The sequence below is a fragment of the Enterobacter dykesii genome (assembly GCF_008364625.2).
Taxonomy (GTDB): domain Bacteria; phylum Pseudomonadota; class Gammaproteobacteria; order Enterobacterales; family Enterobacteriaceae; genus Enterobacter; species Enterobacter dykesii.
Genome location: NZ_CP126604.1, coordinates 384,972 through 410,388 on the forward strand (window position 1 = coordinate 384,972; position 25,417 = coordinate 410,388).

General features: G+C 56.0%; 25 protein-coding genes and 3 tRNA genes. 16 read left to right on the plus strand and 12 right to left on the minus strand.

Features of this window, described 5'->3' with window-relative positions; all coding sequences use genetic code 11:
- The first annotated feature begins 72 nt into the window (after positions 1-72).
- On the plus strand, positions 73-426 hold the full coding sequence (locus F0320_RS01770) for a DUF4156 domain-containing protein (RefSeq protein WP_023310115.1): 354 nt from the start codon (positions 73-75) through the stop codon (positions 424-426).
- A 47-nt stretch (positions 427-473) separates the two neighbouring features.
- Here the strand turns inward: F0320_RS01770 and epmB are convergent, their stop codons facing one another.
- Entirely contained in the window at positions 474-1,502 is a 1,029-nt protein-coding gene (gene epmB, locus F0320_RS01775; RefSeq protein ID WP_126328987.1) for an EF-P beta-lysylation protein EpmB, read from the minus strand.
- 40 nt (positions 1,503-1,542) lie between these two features.
- Here epmB and efp point away from each other — a divergent pair, with 40 nt between their 5' ends.
- From efp to ecnB, 3 genes are all read left to right on the plus strand, one after another.
- On the plus strand, positions 1,543-2,109 hold the full coding sequence (gene efp / locus F0320_RS01780; protein ID WP_010427766.1) for an elongation factor P: 567 nt from the start codon (positions 1,543-1,545) through the stop codon (positions 2,107-2,109).
- Between the two features lie 58 nt (positions 2,110-2,167).
- Complete coding sequence (locus F0320_RS01785; RefSeq protein WP_024907352.1) at positions 2,168-2,299, plus strand: entericidin A/B family lipoprotein; 132 nt, start codon at positions 2,168-2,170, stop codon at positions 2,297-2,299.
- 108 nt (positions 2,300-2,407) lie between these two features.
- The gene (ecnB, locus tag F0320_RS01790) at positions 2,408-2,554 is read left to right on the plus strand and encodes a lipoprotein toxin entericidin B (RefSeq protein ID WP_003025482.1); all 147 of its coding nucleotides are present in this window, start codon (positions 2,408-2,410) and stop codon (positions 2,552-2,554) included.
- Between the two features lie 36 nt (positions 2,555-2,590).
- Here ecnB and F0320_RS01795 read toward each other — a convergent pair whose 3' ends face one another.
- A complete protein-coding gene (locus tag F0320_RS01795) occupies positions 2,591-3,190 on the minus strand; it encodes a helix-turn-helix transcriptional regulator (RefSeq protein WP_126328986.1) in 600 nt (199 codons plus the stop codon).
- Between the two features lie 261 nt (positions 3,191-3,451).
- Here F0320_RS01795 and sugE point away from each other — a divergent pair, with 261 nt between their 5' ends.
- The gene (sugE, locus tag F0320_RS01800) at positions 3,452-3,769 is read left to right on the plus strand and encodes a quaternary ammonium compound efflux SMR transporter SugE (RefSeq protein ID WP_006178944.1); all 318 of its coding nucleotides are present in this window, start codon (positions 3,452-3,454) and stop codon (positions 3,767-3,769) included.
- Here sugE and F0320_RS01805 read toward each other — a convergent pair.
- Complete coding sequence (locus tag F0320_RS01805; protein ID WP_126328985.1) at positions 3,766-4,296, minus strand: lipocalin family protein; 531 nt, start codon at positions 4,294-4,296, stop codon at positions 3,766-3,768. The two genes, sugE and F0320_RS01805, sit on opposite strands and share 4 nt — an antisense overlap.
- A gap of 105 nt (positions 4,297-4,401) precedes the next feature.
- The gene (gene blaACT / locus F0320_RS01810; RefSeq protein WP_126328984.1) at positions 4,402-5,547 is read right to left on the minus strand and encodes an ACT family cephalosporin-hydrolyzing class C beta-lactamase; all 1,146 of its coding nucleotides are present in this window, start codon (positions 5,545-5,547) and stop codon (positions 4,402-4,404) included.
- A gap of 132 nt (positions 5,548-5,679) precedes the next feature.
- Between blaACT and ampR the strand changes: the two genes are divergently transcribed.
- Positions 5,680-6,555, plus strand: a complete 876-nt coding sequence (ampR, locus tag F0320_RS01815; protein WP_029739889.1) for a LysR family transcriptional regulator AmpR — start codon at positions 5,680-5,682, stop codon at positions 6,553-6,555.
- 30 nt (positions 6,556-6,585) lie between these two features.
- On the opposite strand, the gene frdD is transcribed toward ampR, so the two are convergent.
- Genes frdD through frdA form a run of 4 tightly spaced genes read right to left on the minus strand, consistent with a single transcriptional unit; the run spans position 6,586 to position 9,879 of the window.
- Positions 6,586-6,945, minus strand: coding sequence for a fumarate reductase subunit FrdD (gene frdD / locus F0320_RS01820; protein ID WP_032662398.1), 360 nt, complete (start codon positions 6,943-6,945; stop codon positions 6,586-6,588).
- Positions 6,946-6,955: 10 nt separating this feature from the next.
- Positions 6,956-7,351: a fumarate reductase subunit FrdC gene (frdC, locus tag F0320_RS01825; RefSeq protein ID WP_032662400.1), complete on the minus strand. Its 396-nt coding sequence runs from the start codon at positions 7,349-7,351 to the stop codon at positions 6,956-6,958.
- Between the two features lie 10 nt (positions 7,352-7,361).
- The gene (locus F0320_RS01830; protein ID WP_023310124.1) at positions 7,362-8,096 is read right to left on the minus strand and encodes a succinate dehydrogenase/fumarate reductase iron-sulfur subunit; all 735 of its coding nucleotides are present in this window, start codon (positions 8,094-8,096) and stop codon (positions 7,362-7,364) included.
- The gene (frdA, locus tag F0320_RS01835) at positions 8,089-9,879 is read right to left on the minus strand and encodes a fumarate reductase (quinol) flavoprotein subunit (protein WP_126328983.1); all 1,791 of its coding nucleotides are present in this window, start codon (positions 9,877-9,879) and stop codon (positions 8,089-8,091) included. Before frdA ends, F0320_RS01830 begins: the two co-directional genes overlap by 8 nt.
- Positions 9,880-10,189: 310 nt before the next feature.
- On the opposite strand from frdA, the gene epmA reads away from it, so the two are divergent.
- Positions 10,190-11,167, plus strand: a complete 978-nt coding sequence (gene epmA, locus F0320_RS01840) for an elongation factor P--(R)-beta-lysine ligase (protein WP_024907345.1) — start codon at positions 10,190-10,192, stop codon at positions 11,165-11,167.
- 44 nt (positions 11,168-11,211) lie between these two features.
- On the opposite strand, the gene mscM is transcribed toward epmA, so the two are convergent.
- From mscM to rsgA, 3 genes are all read right to left on the minus strand, one after another.
- Complete coding sequence (mscM, locus tag F0320_RS01845) at positions 11,212-14,535, minus strand: miniconductance mechanosensitive channel MscM (protein WP_126328982.1); 3,324 nt, start codon at positions 14,533-14,535, stop codon at positions 11,212-11,214.
- A gap of 19 nt (positions 14,536-14,554) precedes the next feature.
- Positions 14,555-15,523 (minus strand): archaetidylserine decarboxylase, encoded by a 969-nt coding sequence (gene asd / locus F0320_RS01850; protein WP_029739893.1) that lies wholly within the window; start codon positions 15,521-15,523, stop codon positions 14,555-14,557.
- 97 nt (positions 15,524-15,620) lie between these two features.
- Positions 15,621-16,673, minus strand: coding sequence for a small ribosomal subunit biogenesis GTPase RsgA (gene rsgA, locus F0320_RS01855; RefSeq protein WP_023334242.1), 1,053 nt, complete (start codon positions 16,671-16,673; stop codon positions 15,621-15,623).
- A 107-nt stretch (positions 16,674-16,780) separates the two neighbouring features.
- Here rsgA and orn point away from each other — a divergent pair, with 107 nt between their 5' ends.
- The 4 genes from orn to F0320_RS01875 all read left to right on the plus strand — a co-directional run bounded on the left by orn (position 16,781) and on the right by F0320_RS01875 (position 17,822).
- Positions 16,781-17,326 (plus strand): oligoribonuclease, encoded by a 546-nt coding sequence (orn, locus tag F0320_RS01860; RefSeq protein WP_023310130.1) that lies wholly within the window; start codon positions 16,781-16,783, stop codon positions 17,324-17,326.
- A 196-nt stretch (positions 17,327-17,522) separates the two neighbouring features.
- A tRNA-Gly gene (locus F0320_RS01865) sits at positions 17,523-17,598 on the plus strand.
- 36 nt (positions 17,599-17,634) lie between these two features.
- Positions 17,635-17,710 (plus strand) — tRNA-Gly (locus F0320_RS01870).
- Positions 17,711-17,746: 36 nt separating this feature from the next.
- Positions 17,747-17,822: transfer RNA gene (locus F0320_RS01875), tRNA-Gly, on the plus strand.
- 270 nt (positions 17,823-18,092) lie between these two features.
- Here F0320_RS01875 and queG read toward each other — a convergent pair.
- Positions 18,093-19,232 (minus strand): tRNA epoxyqueuosine(34) reductase QueG, encoded by a 1,140-nt coding sequence (gene queG / locus F0320_RS01880; RefSeq protein ID WP_126328981.1) that lies wholly within the window; start codon positions 19,230-19,232, stop codon positions 18,093-18,095.
- On the opposite strand from queG, the gene nnr reads away from it, so the two are divergent.
- Genes nnr through miaA form a run of 5 tightly spaced genes read left to right on the plus strand, consistent with a single transcriptional unit; the run spans position 19,231 to position 25,353 of the window.
- Positions 19,231-20,754, plus strand: a complete 1,524-nt coding sequence (gene nnr / locus F0320_RS01885) for a bifunctional ADP-dependent NAD(P)H-hydrate dehydratase/NAD(P)H-hydrate epimerase (protein ID WP_126328980.1) — start codon at positions 19,231-19,233, stop codon at positions 20,752-20,754. The genes queG and nnr overlap by 2 nt on opposite strands.
- Positions 20,747-21,208, plus strand: coding sequence for a tRNA (adenosine(37)-N6)-threonylcarbamoyltransferase complex ATPase subunit type 1 TsaE (gene tsaE / locus F0320_RS01890; protein WP_013095283.1), 462 nt, complete (start codon positions 20,747-20,749; stop codon positions 21,206-21,208). Before nnr ends, tsaE begins: the two co-directional genes overlap by 8 nt.
- Before the next feature lie 16 nt (positions 21,209-21,224).
- Positions 21,225-22,556, plus strand: a complete 1,332-nt coding sequence (gene amiB / locus F0320_RS01895) for an N-acetylmuramoyl-L-alanine amidase AmiB (protein ID WP_126328979.1) — start codon at positions 21,225-21,227, stop codon at positions 22,554-22,556.
- Positions 22,557-22,565: 9 nt separating this feature from the next.
- The gene (gene mutL / locus F0320_RS01900) at positions 22,566-24,410 is read left to right on the plus strand and encodes a DNA mismatch repair endonuclease MutL (protein WP_126328978.1); all 1,845 of its coding nucleotides are present in this window, start codon (positions 22,566-22,568) and stop codon (positions 24,408-24,410) included.
- Positions 24,403-25,353, plus strand: coding sequence for a tRNA (adenosine(37)-N6)-dimethylallyltransferase MiaA (gene miaA, locus F0320_RS01905; protein WP_032662417.1), 951 nt, complete (start codon positions 24,403-24,405; stop codon positions 25,351-25,353). The genes mutL and miaA overlap by 8 nt, the downstream gene beginning before the upstream one ends.
- The last annotated feature ends 64 nt before the right edge of the window (positions 25,354-25,417 follow it).

Below are 25,417 nucleotides of genomic sequence, written 5' to 3' on the forward strand. Positions count from 1 at the left end.
TTTGGTCATCTTTTAGGTATAAGATTTACACACGGACAACTACTGTCCAGCTTATTGAAAACGAGGAATAACATGCGCGTAAAAGTCTGTGCAGGGATTGTAGGGGCAGCATTGCTGCTGGCGGGTTGTAGCTCCAGCAATGAGCTGTCGGCAGCGGGCCAGGGCGTTCGCTTTGTGGAAGATAAGCCTGGCAGTGAATGCCAGCTGTTAGGCACGGCAACCGGTGAGCAAAGTAACTGGATGTCAGGTCAGCATGGCGAAGAAGGCGGCTCGATGCGCGGTGCGGCGAATGCCCTGCGTAACCAGGCTGCGGCAATGGGCGGTAACGTGATTTACGGCGTGAGCAGCCCAACGCAGAGTATGCTGTCCAGCTTCGTGCCGACCGCCAGCCAGATGAACGGCCAGGTCTACAAGTGCCCGAACTGATTGCCTTTTTCCCTCTCCCTGTGGGAGAGGGTTAGGGTGAGCGGAAACTAGCACTGCCGCAGCTGCAAATCCAGCGGCGTCTTGCTCGGCTCTCCGCCAATCTCGCGTGCCAGCTTCGGCACCATATAGCCTGAAACCAGCGTTAACAGTTCGCGCATAATCTGCCGGGCTTCTTCATCCGTCACCATGAAATGGGCCGCGCCCTGAACGCGATCCAGCACGTGCAGATAATAGGGCATCACGCCCGCATCAAACAGGGCATTGCTCAGGTCAGCCAGCACGCGGGCGCTGTCATTCACGCCGCGCAGCAGTACGCTCTGGTTCAGCAGCGTCACGCCCGCTTTACGCAGACGCGCCATCGCCGCGCGAAATTCATCGTCAATTTCATTCGCGTGGTTAATATGGTTCACCAGCAGCACCTGCAATCTTGACTGCTCCAGGCGTGACACCAGGCCGTCAGTGACACGTGCCGGAATGACAATCGGTAAACGGCTGTGAATACGCAGGCGCTTAACGTGCGGGATGGCTTCAAGCTGAGTCAACAGCCAGTCCAGCTCATGATCTTTTGCCATCAGCGGGTCACCGCCGGAAAAAATAATCTCATCCAGCTCCGGATGGGCGGCGATATAGTCCAGCGCGACCTGCCAGTTGCGTTTATTGCCCTGGTTTTCGGCATACGGGAAGTGCCGACGGAAGCAATAACGACAATTTACCGCGCAGCCGCCTTTTACCAGCAGCAGGGCGCGGTTGAGATACTTGTGCAGTAAACCCGGCACCACGCTGTTCTGCTCTTCCAGCGGGTCGGTGCTGTATCCCGGCGCGGTGACAAACTCATCCTGCAAAGTAAGCGTTTGTTTTAAAAGCGGATCGTCGGGGTTGCCTTTCTCCATTCGCGCCACAAACGCACGGGGAACGCGCAGGGCGAAAAGGCGCTTTGCCTCGCGGCCTGCAAGCAACTCTGGGTGCTTATCGAGGTCTAAAAGACGCAGCAATTCATCAGGACTGGTGATTACATCGGCAAGTTGCGATAACCAATCTTCTCTGGACGGGGTGTTTAGGGTTACAATATGCGCCATTTTGTGGCTTAGCTACCAGTTAACAAATTTAGAGGGCCTTATGGCAACGTACTATAGCAACGATTTTCGTGCTGGTCTTAAAATCATGATGGACGGCGAACCGTACGCGGTTGAAGCCAGCGAATTCGTTAAACCAGGTAAAGGCCAGGCATTCGCACGCGTTAAGCTGCGCCGTCTGCTGACCGGTACCCGTGTTGAGAAAACCTTCAAGTCTACTGACTCCGCTGAAGGCGCTGATGTTGTTGATATGAACCTGACCTATCTGTACAACGACGGTGAGTTCTATCATTTCATGAACAACTCCACTTTCGAACAGCTGTCTGCTGATGAGAAAGCGGTAGGTGATAGCGCTAAATGGCTGCTGGATCAGGCTGAGTGCATCGTGACCCTGTGGAACGGCCAGCCTATCGCTGTGACCCCACCAAACTTCGTTGAACTGGAAATCGTTGAAACCGATCCAGGTCTGAAAGGTGATACTGCAGGTACCGGCGGTAAACCAGCCAAACTGTCTACCGGCGCAGTGGTTAAAGTTCCACTGTTCGTACAGACTGGCGAAGTGATCAAAGTGGATACCCGCTCCGGCGAATACGTATCCCGCGTGAAGTAATTTACGTCATGATTGAAGGCGCAGCGCCCGCTGCGCCTGATTTTTGCAGGCAGGGATGATGAAACGTACCGTTAAAATTCTGCTTCTGTTAGCGCTTTCCAGTGCATTGCTTTCCGGCTGTAACACCACCCGTGGGATGGGACAAGATATCCAGGATCTCGGTCATATCATTTCTCACGCCGCCAGCTAAGTTCGTCTAATTTTCCTAAAAATGCTTCCTTTTCCGTCAACCGGCGGGATCTTGTCTATCCTTAAGTTGCTATACACAAAACAACTTTGGCTATAAAAGGAAGATATTATGGTTAAGAAAACAATTGCAGCGATCTTTTCAGTCCTGGTACTTTCTTCAGTGTTAACTGCCTGTAATACCACGCGTGGCGTCGGTCAGGATATTTCTGAAGGTGGTAGCGCAATCTCTGGTGCGGCAACCAAAGCTCAGCAGTAATTAACATACGGTACGAGACCAGCGGGTTTCGTACCGTCAGCTTTCTGATTCCTGCAGGGATAAGAACGGAGAAAAACGCGTATCCATATGCAATTTCATGCGGATATTGCGTTTATAGGTATACACCGTTTTGCCGTTGATACTCAGGTGAGCGGCAATTTTTTGATTGCTTGCCCCGTCCATCCACAATGTCAGCACTTTCTCTTCCTGTCGGGTCAGCAAGGGGGCGGCTGCCGTTGTCCTTTCAGCGCTGGCGCGCGAGTTTAATGCGTCGTTGATAGTCGTTGCCACTTTTTCGAGACTGGCGTTTTTCAACAGCGACGACCACACCGGGAACTGTCCGAGCCAGTCGGTCATGCCGCGGTCCTCTCCCGATTGCAGCAAAATAAACGGTAATCGTTCACTGGCGCTCAGCAACGACGAGAGCTGCTGAAAATGATGAATATCCTGCCTGAAGCCGTACAGGTCGGCGATAACCAGCGTGGGTTTCCATTGCAGAATGTGCTCCCTGGCAAGGAACAGATTATTTAGACCCGTCACAACGTAGTGTCCCGGGAACAAACCGGAATGATTGAGCCATGCTTCAAACCCCGTGCGGGTGAAGTGACAACGGTCAATCAAAAGAATTTTGAACATATTTTATTCGCAGTCGGCTAGTGGTTTGGCTTCCTGCCATCAGAAAGCACATCATCATAGAGAAGTCGGATGAGTGCTAAATGCCGGAACTACGCGCCATACTGCGGCTATTTCTTGCCTTAACGTGTTCAGCAAAAAATGATTGAAAAAAAATAGCACGCTAACCACAATATGGGGCGTAATCTCTGCCTTACGGGACGACCCGTAAGCATTCCTTTCACCGGGGACGGCCCCAGCTTGTATTAAGTTAAGGAGCCTGAAATGTCCTGGATCATTCTTTTTATTGCTGGCCTGCTCGAAGTGGTATGGGCAATTGGTCTCAAGTACACCCACGGATTTACCCGCCTGACGCCCAGCGTCATAACCGTCACCGCGATGATCGTGAGTATTGTTCTGTTATCCTGGGCGATGCGCTCGCTGCCTGTGGGAACAGCTTATGCCGTCTGGACGGGCATTGGTGCGGTGGGGGCCGCCATCACCGGCATTCTGCTGCTGGGAGAGTCAGCGAGTCTGGCGCGTATCGCCAGCCTCGCCTTGATTGTGGCCGGTATCATTGGGCTTAAGCTCAGCACCCATTAATGGGGCTGTTTTACCCAGATAAGTTTTGACACATCAAACCCTTGCCGGGTCGCGACGTCCAGCATCTGCTGTTTCATTTCTGACGAAATAGTTGGCGTGCGGGAAAGTATCCACAGATAGTCGCGATCCGGCCCGCAGACCAGCGCGTGACGGTACTCTCTGTCTAGCGCGATCACGTTATAGCCGCCATAAAACGGGCCGAAGAAAGAGACTTTGAGCGCGGCCCGTCGCGGGTCGCCCGTGAAGTACGCTTTCCCAATCGACTGCTGCCACATCTCCCGATCGGGATTAAAGCCCCGATTGATCACCTGAATACCGCCATCATCCATCGGGCTGTAATTCGCAGTGACCTTCTCTAAGCCCTGTTCAAACCGATGGTCGAGGCGCGCGATTTCATACCATGTTCCAAGGAAGCGTTGTGCATCAAAAGGCGTGACGACGGTAACGCCAGGAGGCGGGGTAGGGGAACTGCAGGCAACCACTAAAAACGCGGCTGTCACCGCGGCGATAACAGGCAGAATGCGCATAGGAGTTTCCTTACTGTTTTTTGTTAAGTGTAGATGACGGCAAGGAAAATGTGGTTTTTGTGCGGTGTGTTTCGCCGGGTAAGCGTAGCGCCACCCGGCAATGTTTTACTGCAGCGCGTCGAGGATACGGTATGCCGCCTCAACGCGGGCAGGGTTCGGATAGCTTTTATTCGCCAGCATCACAATGCCGAGCTGCTTTTCGGGAATAAATGCTACGTAGCTGCCAAACCCGCCGGTAGAACCTGTTTTATGGACCCAGGACGTGTTGACCGGGGGCGCCGGTGGATTCACTTCTCTCGCAGGCAGCGGTGCCAGTGCCACCTTATTGTCGCTACCTTCAACCACGGTTCTGGCATCGACCGGCCAGTTAAGCATTTCCCAGCCTAACCCCTGATACATGGCCCCCACGCGCCAGTAGCGAGACTGCGCCAGGGCAATGCCTTGCCTGAGTGACGTATCCTGAAGCGAGTCCGGCTTCATGTTGACCATCACCCAGCTTGCCATATCCTTCACGTTGGTTTTTACGCCATAGGCTTCAGCGTCCAGCATGCCTGGCGAAACGTGTACCGCTTTACCGTCGCGGTATCCCCAGGCGTAATGCGCCTCTTCCGCTTTTGGAACGTTAATCCAGGTATGGTCCAGCTTGAGCGGCTTAAAGACCCGCGTCGTTATGGCCTGTTCATAGCTCATGCCGGAAGGTTTGACTGCCAGCGCGCCAAAAAGGCCGATGCTGGCGTTGGCATAAAGACGCGTGGTGCCCGGCTTCCACTGCGGCTGCCAGTTTTGATAAAAGCGCAGCAGAGAGGCGTTATCCCTGACTTCATCCGGTACCTGCAACGGCAAACCTCCTGCGGTATAGGTTGCCAGATCCAGCATGCGGACCCCCTGCCACTGCCTGCCTGTCAGCTCAGGCCAGTATTTTGTCACCGGATCGCCCAGCGATATTTCACCGCGAGCAATGGCATCGCCGCCCAATACGCCAGTGAAGGTTTTACTTATAGAGCCCAGTTCGAACAAGGTTTGTGGAGTGACAGGTTTGTTCGCCGCAACATCGGCTTTACCGAAGGTAAAGTAGTGCGGCTGACCCTCATAAATCACCGCCACCGCCATACCCGGAATGGCCTGCGCTTTCATCAGCGGCGTAACGGTACGTTCCACCACCTCAGCCAGCTGTTTTTCTGACATCGGTGCAGCCAATACCGAGCAGGAGGTGCTGAGCAGCAGGGCGCAGCAAAGGGATTTAGTCATCATCAGTTATCTTCCGTAATAGCAGTTCAAGGGAGTGTCCGGGCCCGTCAGACCGCTGTAGTCTGTTGGATTTGACTATGGCTGACAAACGGTTAAATTTAGCATTAGCTGTTAATTTTTCTAACGGACGAGCTTATGACGCGCAGCTATCTCCCTCTTAATTCCCTGCGGGCGTTTGAAGCAGCCGCCAGGCACCTCAGTTTTACTCATGCCGCAATTGAGCTGAACGTCACCCATTCCGCGATTAGCCAGCACGTAAAGGCGCTGGAGCAGCACCTTAACTGCCAGCTGTTCGTTCGCGTTTCGCGAGGGCTGATGTTGACTACCGAAGGCGAGAATTTGCTGCCGGTGCTGAATGACTCGTTCGATCGTATCGCCGGAATGCTGGATCGGTTTGCCAGCCAGCGCGCTCAGGAGAAGCTCAAAATAGGCGTGGTAGGGACTTTTGCCACGGGTGTTTTATTCTCGCTGCTCGCGGATTTTCGCCGCTGCTATCCGCATATTGATCTTCAGCTTTCCACCCATAATAATCGCGTCGATCCGGCGGCTGAAGGGCTTGATTACACTATTCGCTACGGTGGCGGCGCGTGGCATGGAACCGATGCTGAATTTCTTTGCCCTGCGCCGCTGTCTCCGCTCTGTACGCCCGACATTGCCTCAGTTCTCAAAAGCCCGGCAGATATCCTGAAGTTTACCCTGCTGCGCTCCTACCGGCGTGACGAGTGGGCTGCGTGGATGCAGGCTGCGGGTGAACATCCTCCCTCACCGACGCACCGGGTGATGGTGTTTGATTCTTCCGTGACCATGCTGGAAGCCGCGCAGGCAGGCACAGGGATTGCCATTGCGCCTGTCGACATGTTTACCCATTTACTCAGCAGCGAGCGCATCGTGCAGCCCTTTGCAACGCAGATTGACCTCGGCAGCTACTGGCTGACAAGACTACAGTCACGGACAGAAACGCCCGCAATGCGTGAGTTTGCCCAGTGGCTGGTGGGGAAAATGCAGAAATAAAAAGGCCCGCCGGATGGCGGGCCTGAAGCGTCAGAGGGTGACCACGGCAATCAGCGTCACCACGGTCAGGATGGTCGCCAGACCGTAGAACACCCATTTCCCGCTCGGTACATGAATTTTCAGGTCATGCATCGCATGGTGAATACGGTGCAGGCCACACCACAGCGGCAGGACGATCATCAGGAAGATGAACACGCGGCCGATAAAGCTGCTCGCGAACGCCAGTACGCGCTCGTAGCTCAGCGCATCGCCCGGGAACAGCCCCAGCGGCAGCATAATGCCGACCAGCAGAATGATGACGGGGGCGATGATGGCACTCCACATGCCGCCTGCGCCAAACAGGCCCCAGAAGACCGGCTCGTCAGAACGTTTTGGATTTGGATTAATCACAGTAGTCTCCTTACCAGAACAGTGCGACAAACAGAATTACCACAGTGACCAGAATCGTCACTGCCCAGAGCCCTTTAATCACCGGCTCTGGCCCCATTTTCTCGTCTTTTATGATGATGTTCGCCGCTTTTGGTGCCAGCTCAAACCAAGTTTTGGTATGAAGCAGCGCGGCCGCGAGCACGATCAGGTTCAGAACAACAATGATCGGGTTTTGCAGGAAACCGACAAAACTGGCCCAGGCTTCCGGGCCATGCTTGAGGGCAAAAACGCCGTACATCAGCTCAAGGCTGAACCAGACCGCCGGTACCGCCGTGCCTTCACGCAGCATGTAGAAGCGATAAAACGGCAGGTTTTTCCACCAGGTGGACGGCACAGGCCGCACATAGGCTTTGCGTTTAGTCGTCATCATGCACTCCTTAGCGTGGTTTCAGGGTAGCGATAAGAAAGTCTTTCGAGCTTTCCACTTTACCCTGCTGAATTGCGGCGGCCGGGTCGACGTGCTTCGGACAAACTTCGGAGCAATAACCCACAAAGGTACAGCTCCAGACGCCGTTCTGGCTGTTAAGCTGCGCCATACGTTCTTTTTTACCGTGGTCGCGGCTGTCCTCGTTATAGCGGTGCGCCAGGGTAATGGCGGCTGGTCCGATGAACTCCTTGTTCAGGCCAAACTGTGGACAGGCGGCGTAGCACAGGCCGCAGTTGATGCAGCCGGAGAACTGATGGTATTTCGCCATTTGAGCCGGCGTCTGGGTATTTGGCCCCTGATCCGGCGTGCGTGGATTACCAATGATGTACGGCTTAATCGCTTCCAGGCTTTCGATAAAGTGGGTCATATCGACCACCAGATCGCGTTCAATCGGGAAGTTGCCCAGCGCTTCGACCTTAATGCCTTTGGTGTACTCGCGCAGGAAGGTCTTACAGGCCAGCTTCGGCACCTTGTTGACCATCATGCCGCAGGAGCCGCAGATTGCCATGCGGCAGGACCAGCGGTAGCTCAGGTCTGGCGCCAGGTTGTCTTTGATATAGCCGAGCGCATCCAGCAGGGAGGTTTGCTCGTCATAAGGCACTTCATAGAAAGCGCTGTGCGGTGCGGCGTCCACTTCCGGATTGTAGCGCACCACTTCAACCTTCATTTTTTGCATCTCAGCCATTCGCCTTCTCCTTCTTCTCGGCGGCTTCTGCTTCTGCACCGTACACACGTTTAGCCGGCGGCAGCGTGGTGATTTTCACGTCGCTGTAGTCCAGACGTGTGGTGCCATCTGCATCGCGCCAGGCGAGAGTGTGTTTCAGGAAATTGACGTCGTCACGTTCGGTACAGCCTTCGTCCAGACGCTGGTGGGCCCCACGCGACTCTTTACGCGCCAGCGCAGAGTGCGCCATACATTCCGCGACGTTCAGACCGTGGCCCAGCTCGATGGTGTAGAGCAGGTCGGTGTTGAATACGCTGGAGGTATCGGTGATGCGTACGCGCTTGAAGCGCTCCTGCAGTTCCGCCAGCTTGTCGACGGTTTTTTGCATCAGCTCTGGCGTACGGTAAATACCGCAGCCTTCTTCCATCGACAGGCCCATCTCATCGCGGATCTTAGACCAGTTCTCGTTACCCTCCTGGTTCACCAGGTCTTTCAGGCGTTTTTCAACGTCTGCGACCTGCGCATCCAGCGCGGCACCGTTGGCTTCGCCTGCGGTAGCCGCCCGTTCCATCGCGCGCTCGCCCGCCATGCGGCCAAAGACGACCAGCTCTGCCAGCGAGTTCGACCCCAGACGGTTAGCGCCGTGCAGACCGACAGAGGAACACTCGCCGACGGCGAACAGGCCTTTAATACGGGTTTCGCACTGCTGGTCGGTTTCGATCCCACCCATGGTGTAGTGCGCGGTTGGACGCACCGGAATCGGCTCTTTTACCGGGTCGACGCCCACGTAGGCTTTTGCCAGCTCGCAGATGAACGGCAGACGTTCCAGCAGTTTCTTCTCGCCCAGATGACGCAGGTCGAGGTGAACTACGTCGCCGCGCGGCGTGGAGATGGTGTTGCCTTTGCGCCACTCGTGCCAGAAGGCCTGAGAGACTTTGTCGCGCGGGCCGAGCTCCATGTATTTGTTCTTCGGCTCGCCGAGCGGGGTTTCCGGGCCCATGCCGTAATCCTGCAGATAGCGGTAGCCGTTTTTATTGACCAGAATACCGCCTTCACCGCGGCATCCTTCCGTCATCAGAATGCCGGAGCCCGGCAGACCGGTTGGGTGATACTGCACGAACTCCATATCGCGCAGCGGTACGCCGTGGCCGAGCGCCATGCCCATGCCGTCACCGGTGACGATGCCGCCGTTGGTGTTGTAGCGATAAACGCGACCCGCACCGCCCGTCGCCATCACTACGGCGTTGGCGCGGATCTGGACGAGCGTGCCTTCCATCATGTTCATCGCCACCAGGCCACGCGCCTGCCCGTCATCAACCAGAATGTCGAGGACGAAATGTTCATCGAAGCGCTGAATTTGTGGGAACTGGAGGGAGGTCTGGAACAGGGTGTGCAGCATGTGGAAGCCGGTTTTATCGGCGGCGAACCAGGTGCGTTCAATCTTCATACCGCCAAAGCGGCGAACGTTGACGCTGCCGTCCGGACGGCGGCTCCACGGACATCCCCACTGTTCAAGCTGGGTCATTTCCGTGGGACAATGATGCACAAAGTAGTCAACGACATCCTGTTCGCAAAGCCAGTCGCCCCCTGCAACCGTGTCGTGGAAATGGTATTCAAAGCTGTCATGATCCTGCGCAACGGCGGCGGACCCTCCTTCTGCTGCCACTGTGTGACTACGCATTGGATAGACTTTTGAAATCAATGCGATTTTAGCGTTGGGATTAGCTTGTGCTGCAGCAATCGCAGCACGTAATCCAGCCCCGCCAGCGCCTATTACGGCAAGATCGGCTTGAAAAGTTTGCACGACATTCCTCCAGATTTTTGTTATTTCGCAACGCGACAAACTAAAGGTAGTTCACCCGTCCAAAAGGACGATTGCGAAAGCGTTTCCACTGCTCCTTTATGGGTAAAACAGTATAACCGTGTAGATGTCAGGGAAATTTGACGTGTTCGATTTTTTTGCTGTTCTGTACGGCGATTTATCATGAAGATTGATGAAATACGTCACGAAAAAGTTCACCTAAATGAAATGCGCTTTTTTACTGCGCAAAATTTGTCTCTGCCCCTGCTAACGAGTAGACTTCGTGCCCTTGTCTGAAATCGGAGAACAACTCATGAGCGAAACGGCCACCTGGCAGCCGAGCGCATCCATCCCTAATCTGTTAAAACGCGCTGCAATTATGGCGGAGATCCGCCGTTTCTTTGCCGACCGCGGAGTCCTGGAGGTGGAAACGCCGTGCATGAGTCAGGCAACGGTAACGGATATTCATCTGGTGCCGTTTGAAACCCGTTTTGTTGGCCCCGGCCATTCTCAGGGCATGAATTTGTATCTGATGACCAGCCCGGAATACCACATGAAACGCCTGCTGGCGGCGGGATGCGGTCCGGTGTATCAGCTGTGCCGCAGCTTCCGTAATGAAGAGATGGGGCGTCATCACAACCCGGAATTCACTATGCTGGAGTGGTACCGCCCGCATTATGATATGTACCGCCTGATGAATGAGGTGGACGATCTGCTCCAGCAGGTGCTGGACTGCTCAGAAGCCGAAACGCTCTCCTATCAGCAGGCTTTCCAGCGCCATCTGGAAATCGATCCTCTGTCGGCTGACAAAACCCAGCTGCGCGAAGTGGCGGCAAAACTGGATTTGAGCAACGTGGCGGATACCGAAGAGGATCGCGACACGCTGCTGCAGCTGCTGTTTACCTTCGGTGTTGAACCGCAGATTGGCAAAGATCGTCCGACGTTTGTCTATCACTTCCCGGCAAGCCAGGCCTCACTGGCGCAGATCAGTACCGAAGATCATCGTGTCGCAGAGCGTTTTGAGGTCTATTACAAAGGCATCGAACTGGCGAACGGCTTCCACGAACTGACGGATGCCCGCGAGCAGCAGCAGCGCTTCGAGCAGGATAACCGCAAGCGCGCCGCGCGCGGTCTGCCGCAGCAGCCTATTGATGTTAATTTGCTTGAAGCATTAAAAGCAGGTCTGCCGGATTGCTCCGGCGTGGCGCTGGGTGTTGACCGTCTGGTGATGCTGGCCCTGGGGGCAGAGCAGCTTGGCGATGTGATTGCGTTTACCGTAGATCGCGCCTGACGGCAGTTTACCCTCTCCCATGGGAGAGGGTTGCACCGCTTATCTTACAAACTTCCCGCCGGACGCGTCCGCGCCGCTGACGTCAGCGTTCTTCCCGTTTTACGCCCGTCCAGGCTTTCCAGACGCATCTGGAACGGTGGGAACGGCATATCAATACCGTGTTCGCGGAAGCCCGCCAGAATCAGCTGGTGGATCTCATGGCGCAGCGGCATACGGTGTCCCATTTCGGCGGCGTAGATACGCAGCTCGAAAATCTGGATCCCCTGCTGTAAATCCACAAGGAATACTTCCGGCGCCGGGTTGTCGATTACCAGCGAGCAGCGCTCAGCGGCGGTGTAGAGGATCTGGGTGACCTCTTCGCTGTTGGCATCCGACGGCGCCGGTACCGTCAGCACCACACGGGTAACGGAGTCTGACAGCGACCAGTTGATGAACTGCTCGGTGATAAACGCCTTGTTTGGCACGATGATCTCTTTGCGATCCCAGTCGCTGATCGTCGTCGCACGGGTGTTGATCTTCGTGATGCTGCCGGTCAGATCGCGGATCGTTACGGTATCGCCAATACGGATCGGTTTTTCGAACAGAATGATCAGGCCAGAGATGAAGTTGGCGAAGATCTCCTGTAAGCCAAAACCTAACCCTACACCAAGGGCCGCCACCAGCCACTGCAGCTTCGACCACTCAATACCGATCATCGAGAAGCCAACCAGCCCGCCAAACAGCATGATCAAATATTTGGTAATGGTCGTAATCGCATAGCCTGTACCCGGCGTTAAATCCAGATGCTGCAGCAGCGCTAGCTCCAGCAGCGCCGGGAAGTTGCGCACCAGCTGCGTGGTGATAATCAGCACCAGAATGGCAATCAGCACCGCCCCTAAGGTAATCGGCTCCAGACTTTCAACGCCCTGCACCGTGGAGGTCACGTCCCACAGAGAGATGTTCTCCAGGAAGCCAAATGCGGAGTGGATCTCTGACCACAGGAAGATCACCGACAGGAGGGCTATGAGCATCAGGATGGAACGAACCAGGCGCAGGGACTGGGTGCTGATGGCATCCAGATCCAGTTCGACTTCGTCCGCTTCCGTTGTGCCTTCCGTACTGTTGACGTGGTTTGGCTCTTCCTCACCCCGCGCACGCTGGGCGAGGATCTCCGCCCGACGATGCTTGGCTCGGTCAAAGGCCAGACGGCGGCGCTGGATCAGCATCCAGCGGCGGATCACGTGGTACACCACCAGGAGCAGGAACCAGATTGCCACCGAGGTTTCAAGTCGCGCCAGCAGCGCCTTCGAGGTCGCCAGATAACCCACCGCGGCCGCCAGCATCGCAACCAACGGTGCGCTCAGCAGCAGGTTCCAGAGCAGCCGGTTGAACATGTTGTCGCCGCTGCCGGATTTATCGAGATAGAGCGGAATACCCGCGCGTTTCAGGCTGAGCGTAACGATGGCCAGCGCCCCGCATATCAGCATAAAGCAGAGGCGGCCCAGCGAGCCTGAGAATTCCCGGTCGTTGAGATTATCGAACATGATCAGCGCCATAATCAGCGGCACAATCAGCCCGATGCTCATCAGGTAGTAACGCATGGCGCGCGCAACGCGATTACGCGGCCAGCCAAAGTGGGCGATAAACAGGCCATTGGGGCGCGCGAAGGTGGCGCAAATCATGACCACCCACAGCAGCGGCACCGTGGCGGTGACGCCATCGCCAATTGCGACCGCGAGCGGATAGGGCCAGGCTTCCCGCAGACCATACCCCAGCGTCATCCACAGCACCGGCAGCGGGGAGGCGACAAGAATCGACCAGAATACGGTGCGCAACGTTAGCCAGAAGTGATCCTGGGTGACTTTCCCGACCCGGGAGCTGGAACGCTCCAGGAAGCGGGTGAAATGCCTGCGCGAGTAAATGCTGAAGCCCACCAGAATCAACGCCCCGAGCAGCGGGAAAATGGTCTCTTTGCTGGTAAACATCATCACGCTGGCCTGTCCCAGCTGGCTGACGGTGTCCAGCGAAATCAGGCGACGCAGATCCTGAACAATCTCAATCGGCCACGAGAAGGTCATCGGACGCACGTCAGACGTCCAGAAGAGATAACGGTGCGTCGCCTCGTTCACCTCTTTCAGCGCATCTTCCAGCTGGCTATTGGAGACTTTTAGCTTGGTCAGCTCCAGAATCAGCGTATCCCCGCCCTGGAGCAGGGAGTTCAGCAGTTCACGCTGGGTACGCAGCTGGGCTTCCAGAATGCGGTTTTGCTCGCTGGTCAGGGGCTGGCCGTCAGCCTGACGGATCTGGCGGATTTGCGGCTGCTTATTGAGAAGATCTTCAAAGTGCAGTCGCTGAACGCGCAGCTGGGCCATCTCGGTATCCAGCTGCTGCGGCTTCGGCATTTCCGGCAGGCGCGCGACCTGGGCGCGTAACGCTTCGCCCAGCAGGTTTGATGACCCGAGCCACTGGGACTGCTCGCGCAGGGTGTTTAACGCCTGACGCACCTGAAGGGTTTGATTGGTCGCCTGACGCTGCTGGGATGCAACCAGATCCATGCGCTGCGCCTGCTGGTTCAGCGCGGCAGAAAGCTCGCGGTTGACCCTGAATTGTTCGTTGATAGCGGCAGGCAGGTTTTCGCTGTTTTCAGCCAGCAGTTCGGTGCTTTCAAGGGCACGCTCGGCTTCGCGCTGACGCTGGCTGTTAAGCTGATTGCGCAGGGCCTGGAGATACGCATCCAGCTGCTCGCTCTGCTTCTGAGCGAGTTCAGAGCGCATCCGCGACAGCTCCTGACGGTTGTTGGCAGAAAGCTGCGCTAGCTCTAGCTCATCGACAAGGGCCTTCAGGCGAGCCGATTCTGCCTGCAGGCCCAGATTTTGGGCCTGAGCCTGCGGGGTGTTGCCGCTTTGCGTTCCCACGCGACGCTCAACTTCATTAAGCTGGCGGCGGGCGTCGGTTTGCTGTTGCGGAAGCTGGCTGAGCGAGTCGGCAATTTCACGCGCGCGCTCCTGTTCCTGCTGCGCCAGGCGGCTCTTTTCCAGAAGCTGGCTGCTGACCTGCAGGATCTCCTGGTTCAGAGCGTCCGAGGTCATGCCTGCGGGCACGTCGCGCGGTTCGTCACGCAAATTGTTGAGCTGCGCGCGCAGCGTCTGCGAGAGTTTGGGGAAGTTGTCGATAACCTGCTGATACTGCTGAGCGCGCTCAAGAGAGCCTTTCCGCTCCTCAAGCGCGTTCAGGGCAGCCTGGAGCGACTCGACGGTCCCTGGCTGAGCGGGTTTGGCCGCTTTTGCCTGCTCCAGTTCCTGGGTTATCTGTTTGGCGTCGGGGGCTGTCGCTGCGTACGCCCCCATGCTGAGGCACCAGGCCATCAGTAGAACGATAATCGGGCGCACGTCAGCGATCCTTCTGTTATTAGCCTTCGTCTTTTTTGTCGTCAACCAGCGGGCTGGCGTCGTGCTCGGCGTTGATCTCTTCCTGCGACAGCGGCGCTGGTTCTGCATCCGGCGTCACGAAAGTTTCGGTAGAGACCGCCAGCGGCTGGCCCAGTTTGGTGACCGACAGGCTTTCGAGCTGTTCAGCCAGCTTCACTTTGCCCGGCGCAAACAGGTTGATTACGGTAGAGCCCAGCTTGAAGCGACCCATCTCCTGACCTTTCAGCAGGGCCACCGAGCCTTCCGCTTCACCGGCAGGCCAGGTCCAGCGTTTGATCACGCCTTCGCGCGGTGGAGTGATGGTGCCCGCCCAGACGGTTTCGATGCTGCCTACGATGGTCGCACCCACCAGAATCTGCGCCATAGGGCCAAATTCAGTATCGAACAGACAGATGACGCGCTCGTTACGGGCAAACAGGTTCGGCACGTTCTGTGCGGTCAGGTGGTTTACGGAGAACAGATCGCCCGGGACGTAAATCATTTCGCGCAGGATACCGTTACACGGCATATGCACGCGATGGTAGTCGCGCGGTGAAAGATAGGTGGTGGCAAACGTACCGTTACGGAACAGATCCGCCATCAGGTAGTTACCCGCCAGCAGCGCTTCCAGACTGTAGTTATGACCCTTCGCCTGCAGGATTTTGTCGTCTTCGATGTTACCCAACTGGCTGATCACGCCGTCTGCCGGCATCACCAGGACGTTAGGGTCGGTGTTCAGCGGGCGCACTTCGTCACGCAGCGGGCGCACGAAGAACTCGTTGAAGGTGCGGTAGCTGGCGGTATCCGGCTTTTGCGCCTCTTTCATATCGACCTTGTAATATTTTACGAAAAGGTCGATGACCAGTTTGGTCAGCCAGCCCGCGCGTTTGCTTGCGCCCCAGCCCGCCAGGCGAGTGAGCCACAGTTTTGGCAGAATGTATTGAAGCGAAAGTTTAAATGCGTTTAACAAGGTAGCCTCCAGGCCATTGTTTTGTCGTTCCTGATCCGGCTTTGAACAGCCGGAACCTGAAAAAAGGGGACGATTTTAGCGATGCTTAGCTTAGTTGTCAGTTATCAGAATCAGAAAAGTTTTTACGCGTTTTTACGTCTTCCATGCTCTCAAGAATGCGGTGGTAATTCTCGAAGCGGGTTTCCGCGATCTCGCCTTTCTCAACCGCTTCACGGATAGCGCAGCCCGGGTCGTTATCGTGCTTACAGTCGCGGTATTTACAGGCGCCTAAATAATCATGGAATTCGACAAATCCGTTAAAGATTTGTTCCGGCTCAAGGTGCCACAAACCGAACTCACGCACCCCCGGAGAGTCGATCACGTCGCCGCCGTGCGGGAAATGATACAGACGCGAGGCGGTAGTGGTGTGCTGGCCCAGACCCGAGACGTTGGACACATCGTTAGTCAGGATCTCTTGCTGGAGGCCAAGCAGGTTGTTCAGCAGGCTCGATTTACCTACGCCGGACTGGCCCGCAAAAATGCTGATGCGGTCGGTCAGCGCCTCTTCCAGCGGTTTAAGGCCATCTTTGGTGTGGCTGGAGACCATCAGCACGCGGTAACCAATCTTGCGGTAGATATCCATCTGCTCATTCACGAAGGCCATGCCGTCGTCATCCAGCAGATCGATTTTATTCAACACGATAATCGGTTCAACCTGCAGCGTTTCGCAGGCGACGAGGTATCGGTCGATAATGTTGAGAGAAAGCTCGGGTAAAATCGCCGAAACAATGACGATCTGGTTAATATTGGCGGCAATAGGTTTGACCCCGTCGTAGAAATCAGGACGGGTTAACACGGACGTGCGCTCATGGACCGCTTCAACGATACCTTTTACCGTAACGCCTTCCGCCGCCTCTTTACCCGGACGCCAGACGACGCGATCGCCGGTTACCAGTGAACGGATAGTGCGACGGATATTGCAACGGTGAATATCACCGTCGGCGGATTCCACGTCAGCGTGCATACCGAAACGGCTGATGACTACGCCTTCTGTCGCTTCACCAAACAGGTTGTCGTCATAATCCGGCTTCTCCGAAGTGGTTTTAAGACGGCGCTGGTGGTTGGCGTTTACGCGGCGCTGCTGCCCTTTGGAGAGTTTATTTTTACTCAATCGCGCTGGCTCCTGGTCGCCCGTAAGGGGCAAAACCTCTATGATACACTCTAATTAATACTAGTTAACCTGCTACTGCCGGTTATGCGAGAAGGGTGGAAAATAACATGAGCGCGGATGAAAACAACCTGATTTGGATCGATCTCGAAATGACCGGGCTGGATCCCGAGCGCGATCGCATCATTGAAATTGCAACGCTGGTGACGGACGCTAACCTGAATATCCTGGCTGAAGGGCCAACGATTGCGGTGCATCAGTCCGACGACCAGCTGGCTTTGATGGATGAATGGAACGTGCGCACCCACACCGGCAGTGGCCTGGTGGAGCGCGTGAAGGCGAGCACATTCGGCGATCGCGAAGCGGAGCTGGCGACGCTTGAGTTCCTGAAACAGTGGGTTCCGGCAGGCAAATCGCCTATCTGTGGGAATAGTATCGGCCAGGATCGCCGTTTCCTGTTTAAGTACATGCCGGAGCTGGAGTCATATTTCCACTACCGCTATCTGGATGTCAGCACCCTGAAAGAGCTGGCGCGTCGCTGGAAGCCTGAAATCCTCGACGGCTTCAAAAAGCAGGGGACCCACCAGGCTATGGACGATATCCGTGAGTCCGTGGCGGAGCTTTCCTACTACCGCGAAAACTTTATCAAGCTGTGATTTTGCGATCCGGCGCCTTGCGTGGCCGGGTTTTTGTCGTTAAATTGTTCAGCTTGCCGATTAAATAAGCATTTGAACTTAATTTCGAAAAAATCGCTTTAAGGGGGGTTGCAGCTAAAAGGATTTCTCGTATAATGCGCCTCCCGTAACGACAGAGAATTACACGTTACGACAGCAACAAAAGCAGTGCAGATTTGCGGGAATAGCTCAGTTGGTAGAGCACGACCTTGCCAAGGTCGGGGTCGCGAGTTCGAGTCTCGTTTCCCGCTCCAAAATTTGAAAGTGCTTCTAAAGCACGGACCACCCAAGCGGGAATAGCTCAGTTGGTAGAGCACGACCTTGCCAAGGTCGGGGTCGCGAGTTCGAGTCTCGTTTCCCGCTCCAAAATTTGAAAGTGCTTCCAAAGCACGGACCACCCAAGCGGGAATAGCTCAGTTGGTAGAGCACGACCTTGCCAAGGTCGGGGTCGCGAGTTCGAGTCTCGTTTCCCGCTCCAAATTCTTCTTAATCTCTAAAATATCCACAGCGAAAAGCATCGTTGGGGACGTTTTCTATTGTCTCTGAAATACTCTTGTGAACAGAGTTATCCACAGAAACTGTGCTTAACCGAAACAGGGTTAAAGCTTAGCAGGGTGAATAATATCCTTTTAACTCTCTGTATTTATTGAATAAATTTTCATTTCAAAATGTTATTGAGATCACTTGACCTCTTCTCCAGACCAGATGGCGCTTGAGTTTGTAATTTTATTCACAGGCTGTGAATAGTTCAGGCATCCCGCGGAAGCCCTTTTTCAACCACCCTCACCAGACGCTGTTTCTTCGGTAACTGCACCTCGATCGCGCAGGCATTACGCTTCTCTATTTGCTGCGCAATCGCCCATTCTATATGTTCATCAAGAAGTGGGTGCTCACCTCTACGGCTTTCAAGCGCCCGGATATTCGCTTCATCCCACGGGGCATTGCCCAGCGCGACGGCGACATTACGCAGCCAACGCAGATGACCGATACGGCGAATGGCCGAACCTTCCGTCACTTTCAGGAACCAGGCTTCAGTCCAGGCAAATAAATCAATGAGCTGCGGCGCATGCAGCGCCTTACGCGGGCTGAAATCCTCTTCGTCCGTGAGCTGCGAATAGCGGTTCCACGGGCAGATCAATTGGCAGTCGTCGCAGCCGTAGATGCGGTTGCCGATAAGTGGTCGAAATTCCTCTGGAATGGCGCCTTCCAGTTCGATAGTGAGGTAGGAGATGCAGCGGCGCGCATCCACGGTGTAAGGCTCGACGATGGCACCCGTCGGGCAGATGGTCATGCAGGCCACGCAGCGTCCGCAGCCTTCCTCTACCGGGCCGTCTACCGGCAGCGGTAAATCAATCAGCAGTTCACCCAGGAAGAAGAACGATCCGGCGTCGCGGCTAAGGATAAGTGAGTGCTTACCTGTCCAGCCAAGCCCGGCTTTTTCGGCGATCGGGCGCTCAAGAATAGGCGCAGAATCGACAAAGGGTCTAAAATTCAGCGAAACACAGTGCTGCTGAATAGTTTCCCCGAGTTTTTTTAAACGGTTACGCAAGAGCTTATGGTAATCACGTCCCAGGGCGTACCGGCTGACGTAACCCAGAGAGGGATTTTTTAGCGTGCGCGCAAAGGCCGCGTTGGCGGGCAGATAGTTCATGCGCACGCTGATGACGCGTAATGTGCCCGGCAAAAGCTCGTGAGGACGGGCGCGCATCATGCCATGACGCGCCATCCATTCCATTTCGCCGTGGTATTGTTTATCCAGCCAGGCCTGCAGTTTCGGCTCGCTGGCGGAAAGGTCGGTATCGGTAATGCCCACCTTCTGGAAGCCAAGCTCAGCACCCCACTGTTTTATTTTTTGCGCTAATTCATTGAGATCGAGGGGCTGTGACATGACGGACCATACGGTGAATAAAAACCCCGCAAGTATACCACACTCCATCTGGCATGCGGATGACCTCCGGCGCGCCGAAAAAGAGGCCGCAGACAGCCTCGGGATTACCCTTTATGAACTGATGCTGCGCGCAGGTGAGGCGGCGTTTAACGTTGCCCGCAGCGCGTACCCTCAGGCCGCCCACTGGCTGGTTCTGTGCGGTCACGGCAATAACGGCGGCGACGGCTACGTCGTCGCCCGTCTTGCGGTTGCGGCAGGTATCCGCGTGACGTTGCTGGCCCTGGAGAGTGATAAACCGCTGCCGGAAGAGGCCAGCGCGGCGCGGGAGACGTGGCTTAACGCAGGCGGTGTGATTCATGCGCCTGATATTGTCTGGCCGGAAGAGGTGGATCTGATTGTTGATGGTCTGCTGGGTACCGGGCTACGCAGTGCGCCTTGTGAGAACATTGCCGCGCTGATTGAACACGCTAACAGACATTCCGCGCCGGTAGTTGCCCTGGATATTCCCTCAGGCCTAATCGCACAAACCGGCGCGACGCCGGGGGCGGTCATTCAGGCTGCACATACGGTGACCTTCATCGCCCTCAAGCCGGGGCTACTGACCGGTAAAGCGCGGGATGTGGTCGGCATGTTGCACCACCATGCACTGGGGCTGGAGAGCTGGCTGGCCGGGCAGGAAACGCACCTCGCGCGTTTTGATGCGTCGCAGCTTGCGGCGTGGCTCCCGCCGCGCCGGCCGACGTCCCATAAGGGCGATCACGGCAGGCTGGTGATTATTGGCGGCGATCATGGTACAGCAGGTGCGATTCGCATGACCGGCGAAGCGGCTCTGCGCTGCGGTGCCGGATTAGTGCGAGTACTCACTCGCATCGAGAATATTGCGCCGATCGTTACAGCCCGACCGGAGCTGATGGTGCACGAGCTAACGCCCCAGGCGCTTGAAGAGAGCCTTGAATGGGCGGATGTGGTGGTGATTGGCCCGGGTCTTGGGCAGCAGGTATGGGGTAAACAGGCCCTGCAAAAGGTCGAGAATTTTCGTAAACCGATGCTGTGGGATGCCGACGCGCTTAACCTTCTGGCAATAAACCCGGATAAGCGTCACAATCGCATTCTGACGCCACACCCCGGCGAAGCCGCGCGCCTGCTTAACTGCAGCGTGGCAGAAATTGAAAGCGATCGCTTACTTTCTGCTCAGCGTCTGGTAAAACGTTACGGAGGTGTTGCTGTTTTGAAAGGGGCAGGAACCGTTATCGCCAGTGACGAGACGCAGGGCATTATTGATGCCGGAAATGCGGGTATGGCGAGCGGCGGCATGGGCGATGTGCTTTCCGGCATCATTGGCGCATTGCTTGGACAGAAACTTCCCCTTTATGATGCAGCCTGCGCGGGCTGCGTTGCCCACGGTGTCGCGGCGGATAAACTGGCCGCGCGTTACGGTACACGCGGCATGCTGGCCACCGATCTTTTTTGCACGCTGCGGCGTGTTGTTAACCCGGATGTGATTGACGTAGAAAATGACTAATCGAGCGATTCCTTTACCTGATGAACAAGCCACTTTAGAACTCGGCAAGCGCGTGGCGCAGGCCTGTCAGGGGGCAACCGTCATTTATCTGTATGGTGATTTAGGTGCGGGTAAAACCACCTTCAGCCGGGGTTTTTTGCAGGCGTTAGGGCATAACGGGAATGTGAAAAGCCCAACCTACACGCTGGTTGAACCGTACACCCTTGAAAATCTCATGGTGTACCACTTCGATTTATACCGCCTTGCGGATCCTGAGGAGCTGGAATTTATGGGGATCCGTGATTATTTTGCCAACGACGCCATTTGCCTGGTGGAGTGGCCGCAACAAGGTGCGGGTGTGCTGCCTGACCCGGATGTCGAAATTCACTTAGATTACCAGGCACAAGGGCGTGAGGCACGCATCAGTGCTGTTTCCTCATCAGGCAGTTCCTTACTGGCGCGACTGGCCGGTTAAGCGTAGGGATGACGGGATGATAAATCGCGTTAAAGGTTGGTTGTTGGCTGCCACCGTGCTGCTGTGCGCGCAGGCCGGGGCGGCAAACCTCTCAGATATTCAGGTATCAAACGGCGAAAGCCAGGCCCGGATCACGTTCAGCTTTATGGGCGATCCTGAATATGCGTTTTCACAGCCAGACAGCCACAGCGTGGCGCTGGATATCAAACAAACAGGCGTGATCCAGGGGCTGCCGCTGCGGTTCAGCGGTAACAACCTGGTGAAAAGTATCCGTTCGGGAACGCCGCAGGATAGCCAGTCGTTACGTCTGGTGGTCGATTTGACCGAAAAGGGCAAAACGAAGGCGGTGAAGCAGCAAAACGGAGCGAACTATACGGTGGTGTTTACCATCAATGCCGACGCGCCGCCACCGCCGCCGGTCGTAGCGAAGCGCGTGGAAGAACCGGTATATACGCCGCGTCCTTCTGAACCAGCGCGTAATCCCTTTAAATCGCAGAACGATCGCATTACTGCGGCAACCAGCAGCAATACGGTGACACGTCCGGCAGCCAGCGCGCGACGCGCGACGGTCAGCGGTGACAAAGTGATTATCGCCATTGATGCGGGCCACGGCGGGGAAGATCCCGGGGCGATTGGTCCTGGCGGCACGCGAGAGAAAAACGTGACTATCGCTATCGCGCGTAAGCTGCGTTCGCTACTCAATGACGACCCGATGTTTAAAGGCGTGTTGACCCGCGACGGGGATTACTTTATCTCCGTAATGGGGCGCTCGGACGTGGCGCGTAAGCAAAACGCGAACTTCCTGGTCTCTATTCATGCGGACGCCGCACCGAATCGTAGCGCCACCGGCGCCTCGGTTTGGGTGCTGTCGAACCGCCGCGCCAACAGCGAAATGGCCAACTGGCTTGAAGAGCATGAGAAGCAGTCTGAACTGTTAGGCGGCGCGGGCGACGTGCTGGCGAACAGCCAGTCCGATCCGTACCTCAGCCAGGCGGTGCTGGATTTACAGTTCGGTCATTCTCAGCGCGTCGGGTATGATGTCGCCACTAACGTATTGAACCAGCTGCAAAGCGTTGGCGTGCTGCATAAGCGTCGTCCGGAACATGCCAGCCTCGGCGTTCTGCGCTCGCCGGATATCCCGTCCATCCTTGTGGAGACGGGCTTCATCAGCAACAACGGTGAAGAGCGTCTGTTGGGAAGCGACAGCTATCAGCAGCAAATTGCCGAAGCGATTTATAAGGGTTTACGCAACTATTTTGAGGCGCATCCTCTGCAGTCTGCGCCGCAGAGCGGCTCAGCACAGACGGCCAGCGCAGCGCTGCCGGGTGAGATGACCGCGACCAACTAAGGAGCATTCATGCCGATTCAGGTTCTACCGCCGCAGCTCGCGAACCAAATCGCCGCCGGTGAGGTGGTGGAACGCCCTGCGTCGGTGGTGAAGGAGCTGGTGGAAAACAGCCTTGATGCGGGCGCCACCCGCATCGATATTGATATCGAACGCGGTGGTGCGAAGCTTATCCGCATTCGCGACAACGGCTGTGGCATTAAAAAAGAGGAGCTGGCGCTGGCGCTGGCTCGTCACGCCACCAGTAAAATCGCCTCTCTGGACGATCTGGAAGCGATTATTAGCCTCGGTTTTCGCGGCGAAGCGCTGGCCAGTATCAGCTCCGTTTCGCGCTTAACGCTGACCTCTCGTACCGCTGAACAGCAGGAAGCCTGGCAGGCTTACGCCGAAGGGCGCGATATGGATGTGACGGTCAAACCCGCGGCGCACCCTGTCGGCACGACGCTGGAAGTCCTGGATCTATTCTACAACACCCCCGCCCGACGCAAGTTTATGCGTACCGAGAAGACCGAGTTCGGCCATATCGACGAGATTATCCGCCGTATTGCGCTGGCCCGTTTCGATGTCACCATTAATCTCAGCCATAACGGCAAGGTGATGCGCCAGTACCGTGCGGTGGCTGAAGGCGGACAGAAAGAGCGACGTTTAGGGGCTATCTGCGGGACGCCGTTTCTGGAACAGGCTCTGGCCATTGAGTGGCAGCACGGCGATCTCGCTTTACGCGGCTGGGTTGCCGATCCAAACGCGAGCAGTGCTGCGTTCTCTGAAATTCAGTATTGCTACGTGAACGGCCGCATGATGCGCGACCGTCTCATCAATCACGCGATTCGCCAGGCCTGCGAAGACAAACTCGGGGCCGATCAGCAGCCTGCTTTCGTCCTTTATCTGGAAATCGACCCTCATCAGGTGGATGTAAACGTTCATCCTGCCAAACATGAGGTGCGGTTCCACCAGTCGCGTCTGGTTCACGACTTTATTTATCAGGGCGTGGCCGCCGTATTGCAGCAGCAGGCAGCGCCAACGCTGCCGCTGGAAAACGACGCCCCTGCACCGCGTCCGCTGCCGGAAAACCGTGTGGCGGCGGGCCGCAACCATTTTGCTGAGCCTGCCGTCGCGCGTGAACCGGAAGCTCCGCGTTTCTCCCAGGCCGGGAGCGCACCGCGTCCAACGGGCGCGAACTATCCGAACGCCCAGCCGGGCTATCAGAAGCAGCAGGGCGCGTTGTACCGCAAGTTGCTGGAAACGCCAGCCGTGGAGCGTAAAGAGCACATTCCGCCCGCTCAGCCTTCTCTGGACGGGCACAGCCAGAGTTTTGGCCGGGTGCTGACGATTATCGCGCCCGATATTGCACTGCTTGAACGTGACGGCAAACTGATGCTTCTGGCCCTGCCGGTCGCCGAACGCTGGCTCAAGCAGGTGCAACTCACGCCAGGCGAAAATGCAGCCTGCGCGCAGCCGCTCTTAATTCCGGTTCGCCTGAAAATATCCTCTGATGAAACGAGGGTATTACAGCGCGCAGAGCCGCAGCTGGCGCAAATGGGTATTGAAACTGTGCTCGAACCACAACATGTGACAATTCGTGCAGTGCCTTTACCCTTACGCCAACAAAATTTACAAAACTTGATTCCTGAACTGATAGGCTACCTGGCGCAGCAAACATCGTTTGATGCCGCCAACACCGCGCAGTGGATCGCCCGCCATCTGGCAAGCGAACACGCGCCGTGGAGTATGGCGCAGGCCATTAGCGTGCTGGCGGAGGTGGAACGCCTCTGTCCGCATCTGGTGAAAACGCCGCCGGGTGGGTTATTACAACCTGTTGATTTACAAACGGCGATGAACGCCCTGAAACATGATTGACGCAAGTAAGGCGAGCCTGCCTAAGGCAATTTTTTTAATGGGCCCAACGGCCTCCGGCAAAACGGCGCTAGCCATTGAGTTGCGTAAAGTTTTGCCTGTAGAGTTGATTAGCGTCGACTCCGCCCTCATCTACCGGGGGATGGACATCGGCACGGCGAAGCCTGACGCAGAAGAGTTGCGTGCGGCACCGCACCGTTTGCTGGATATTCTCGACCCGGCTCAGGCGTACTCCGCAGCGGATTTCCGCCGGGATGCCTTAGCCGAGATGGCCGAGATAACGGCGGCGGGACGTATACCGCTGTTGGTTGGCGGAACCATGCTCTATTTCAAGGCGTTGCTGGAGGGGTTGTCACCTCTGCCATCCGCGGATCCGGAAGTAAGAGCGAAAATTGAGCAGCAGGCGGCAGAGCAGGGTTGGGACGTTTTGCATCAGCAACTGGCGGAGATTGACCCGGTTGCTGCAGCACGGATCCATCCAAATGATCCGCAAAGGCTTTCCCGGGCACTGGAAGTTTTTTTCATTTCGGGTAAAACTTTAACGGAACTGACGCAAACGTCAGGAGACGCTCTGCCGTATCAGGTGCATCAGTTCGCCATCGCCCCGGCGAGCCGTGAACTGCTCCATCAGCGAATTGAGCAGCGTTTTCATCAGATGTTAGCTTCAGATTTTGAAGCAGAAGTGCGGGCGCTATTTGCCCGTGGAGATTTGCATACGGACATGCCTTCCATTCGTTGTGTGGGATACCGCCAGATGTGGTCGTATCTTGAAGGTGAGATTTCATACGATGAAATGGTTTATAGAGGTGTTTGCGCCACGAGACAGTTAGCGAAGCGCCAGATCACCTGGTTGCGCGGTTGGGAGGGTGTTCACTGGTTAGACAGTGAAAAACCGCAACAGGCGTTAAACGAAGTGATTGAGGTTGTTGGTGATATCGCTCACTGAATGTGTACAATTGAGACGTATCGTGCGCAATTTTTCAGAATCGCAAGGTTCTAAGTACAAAACA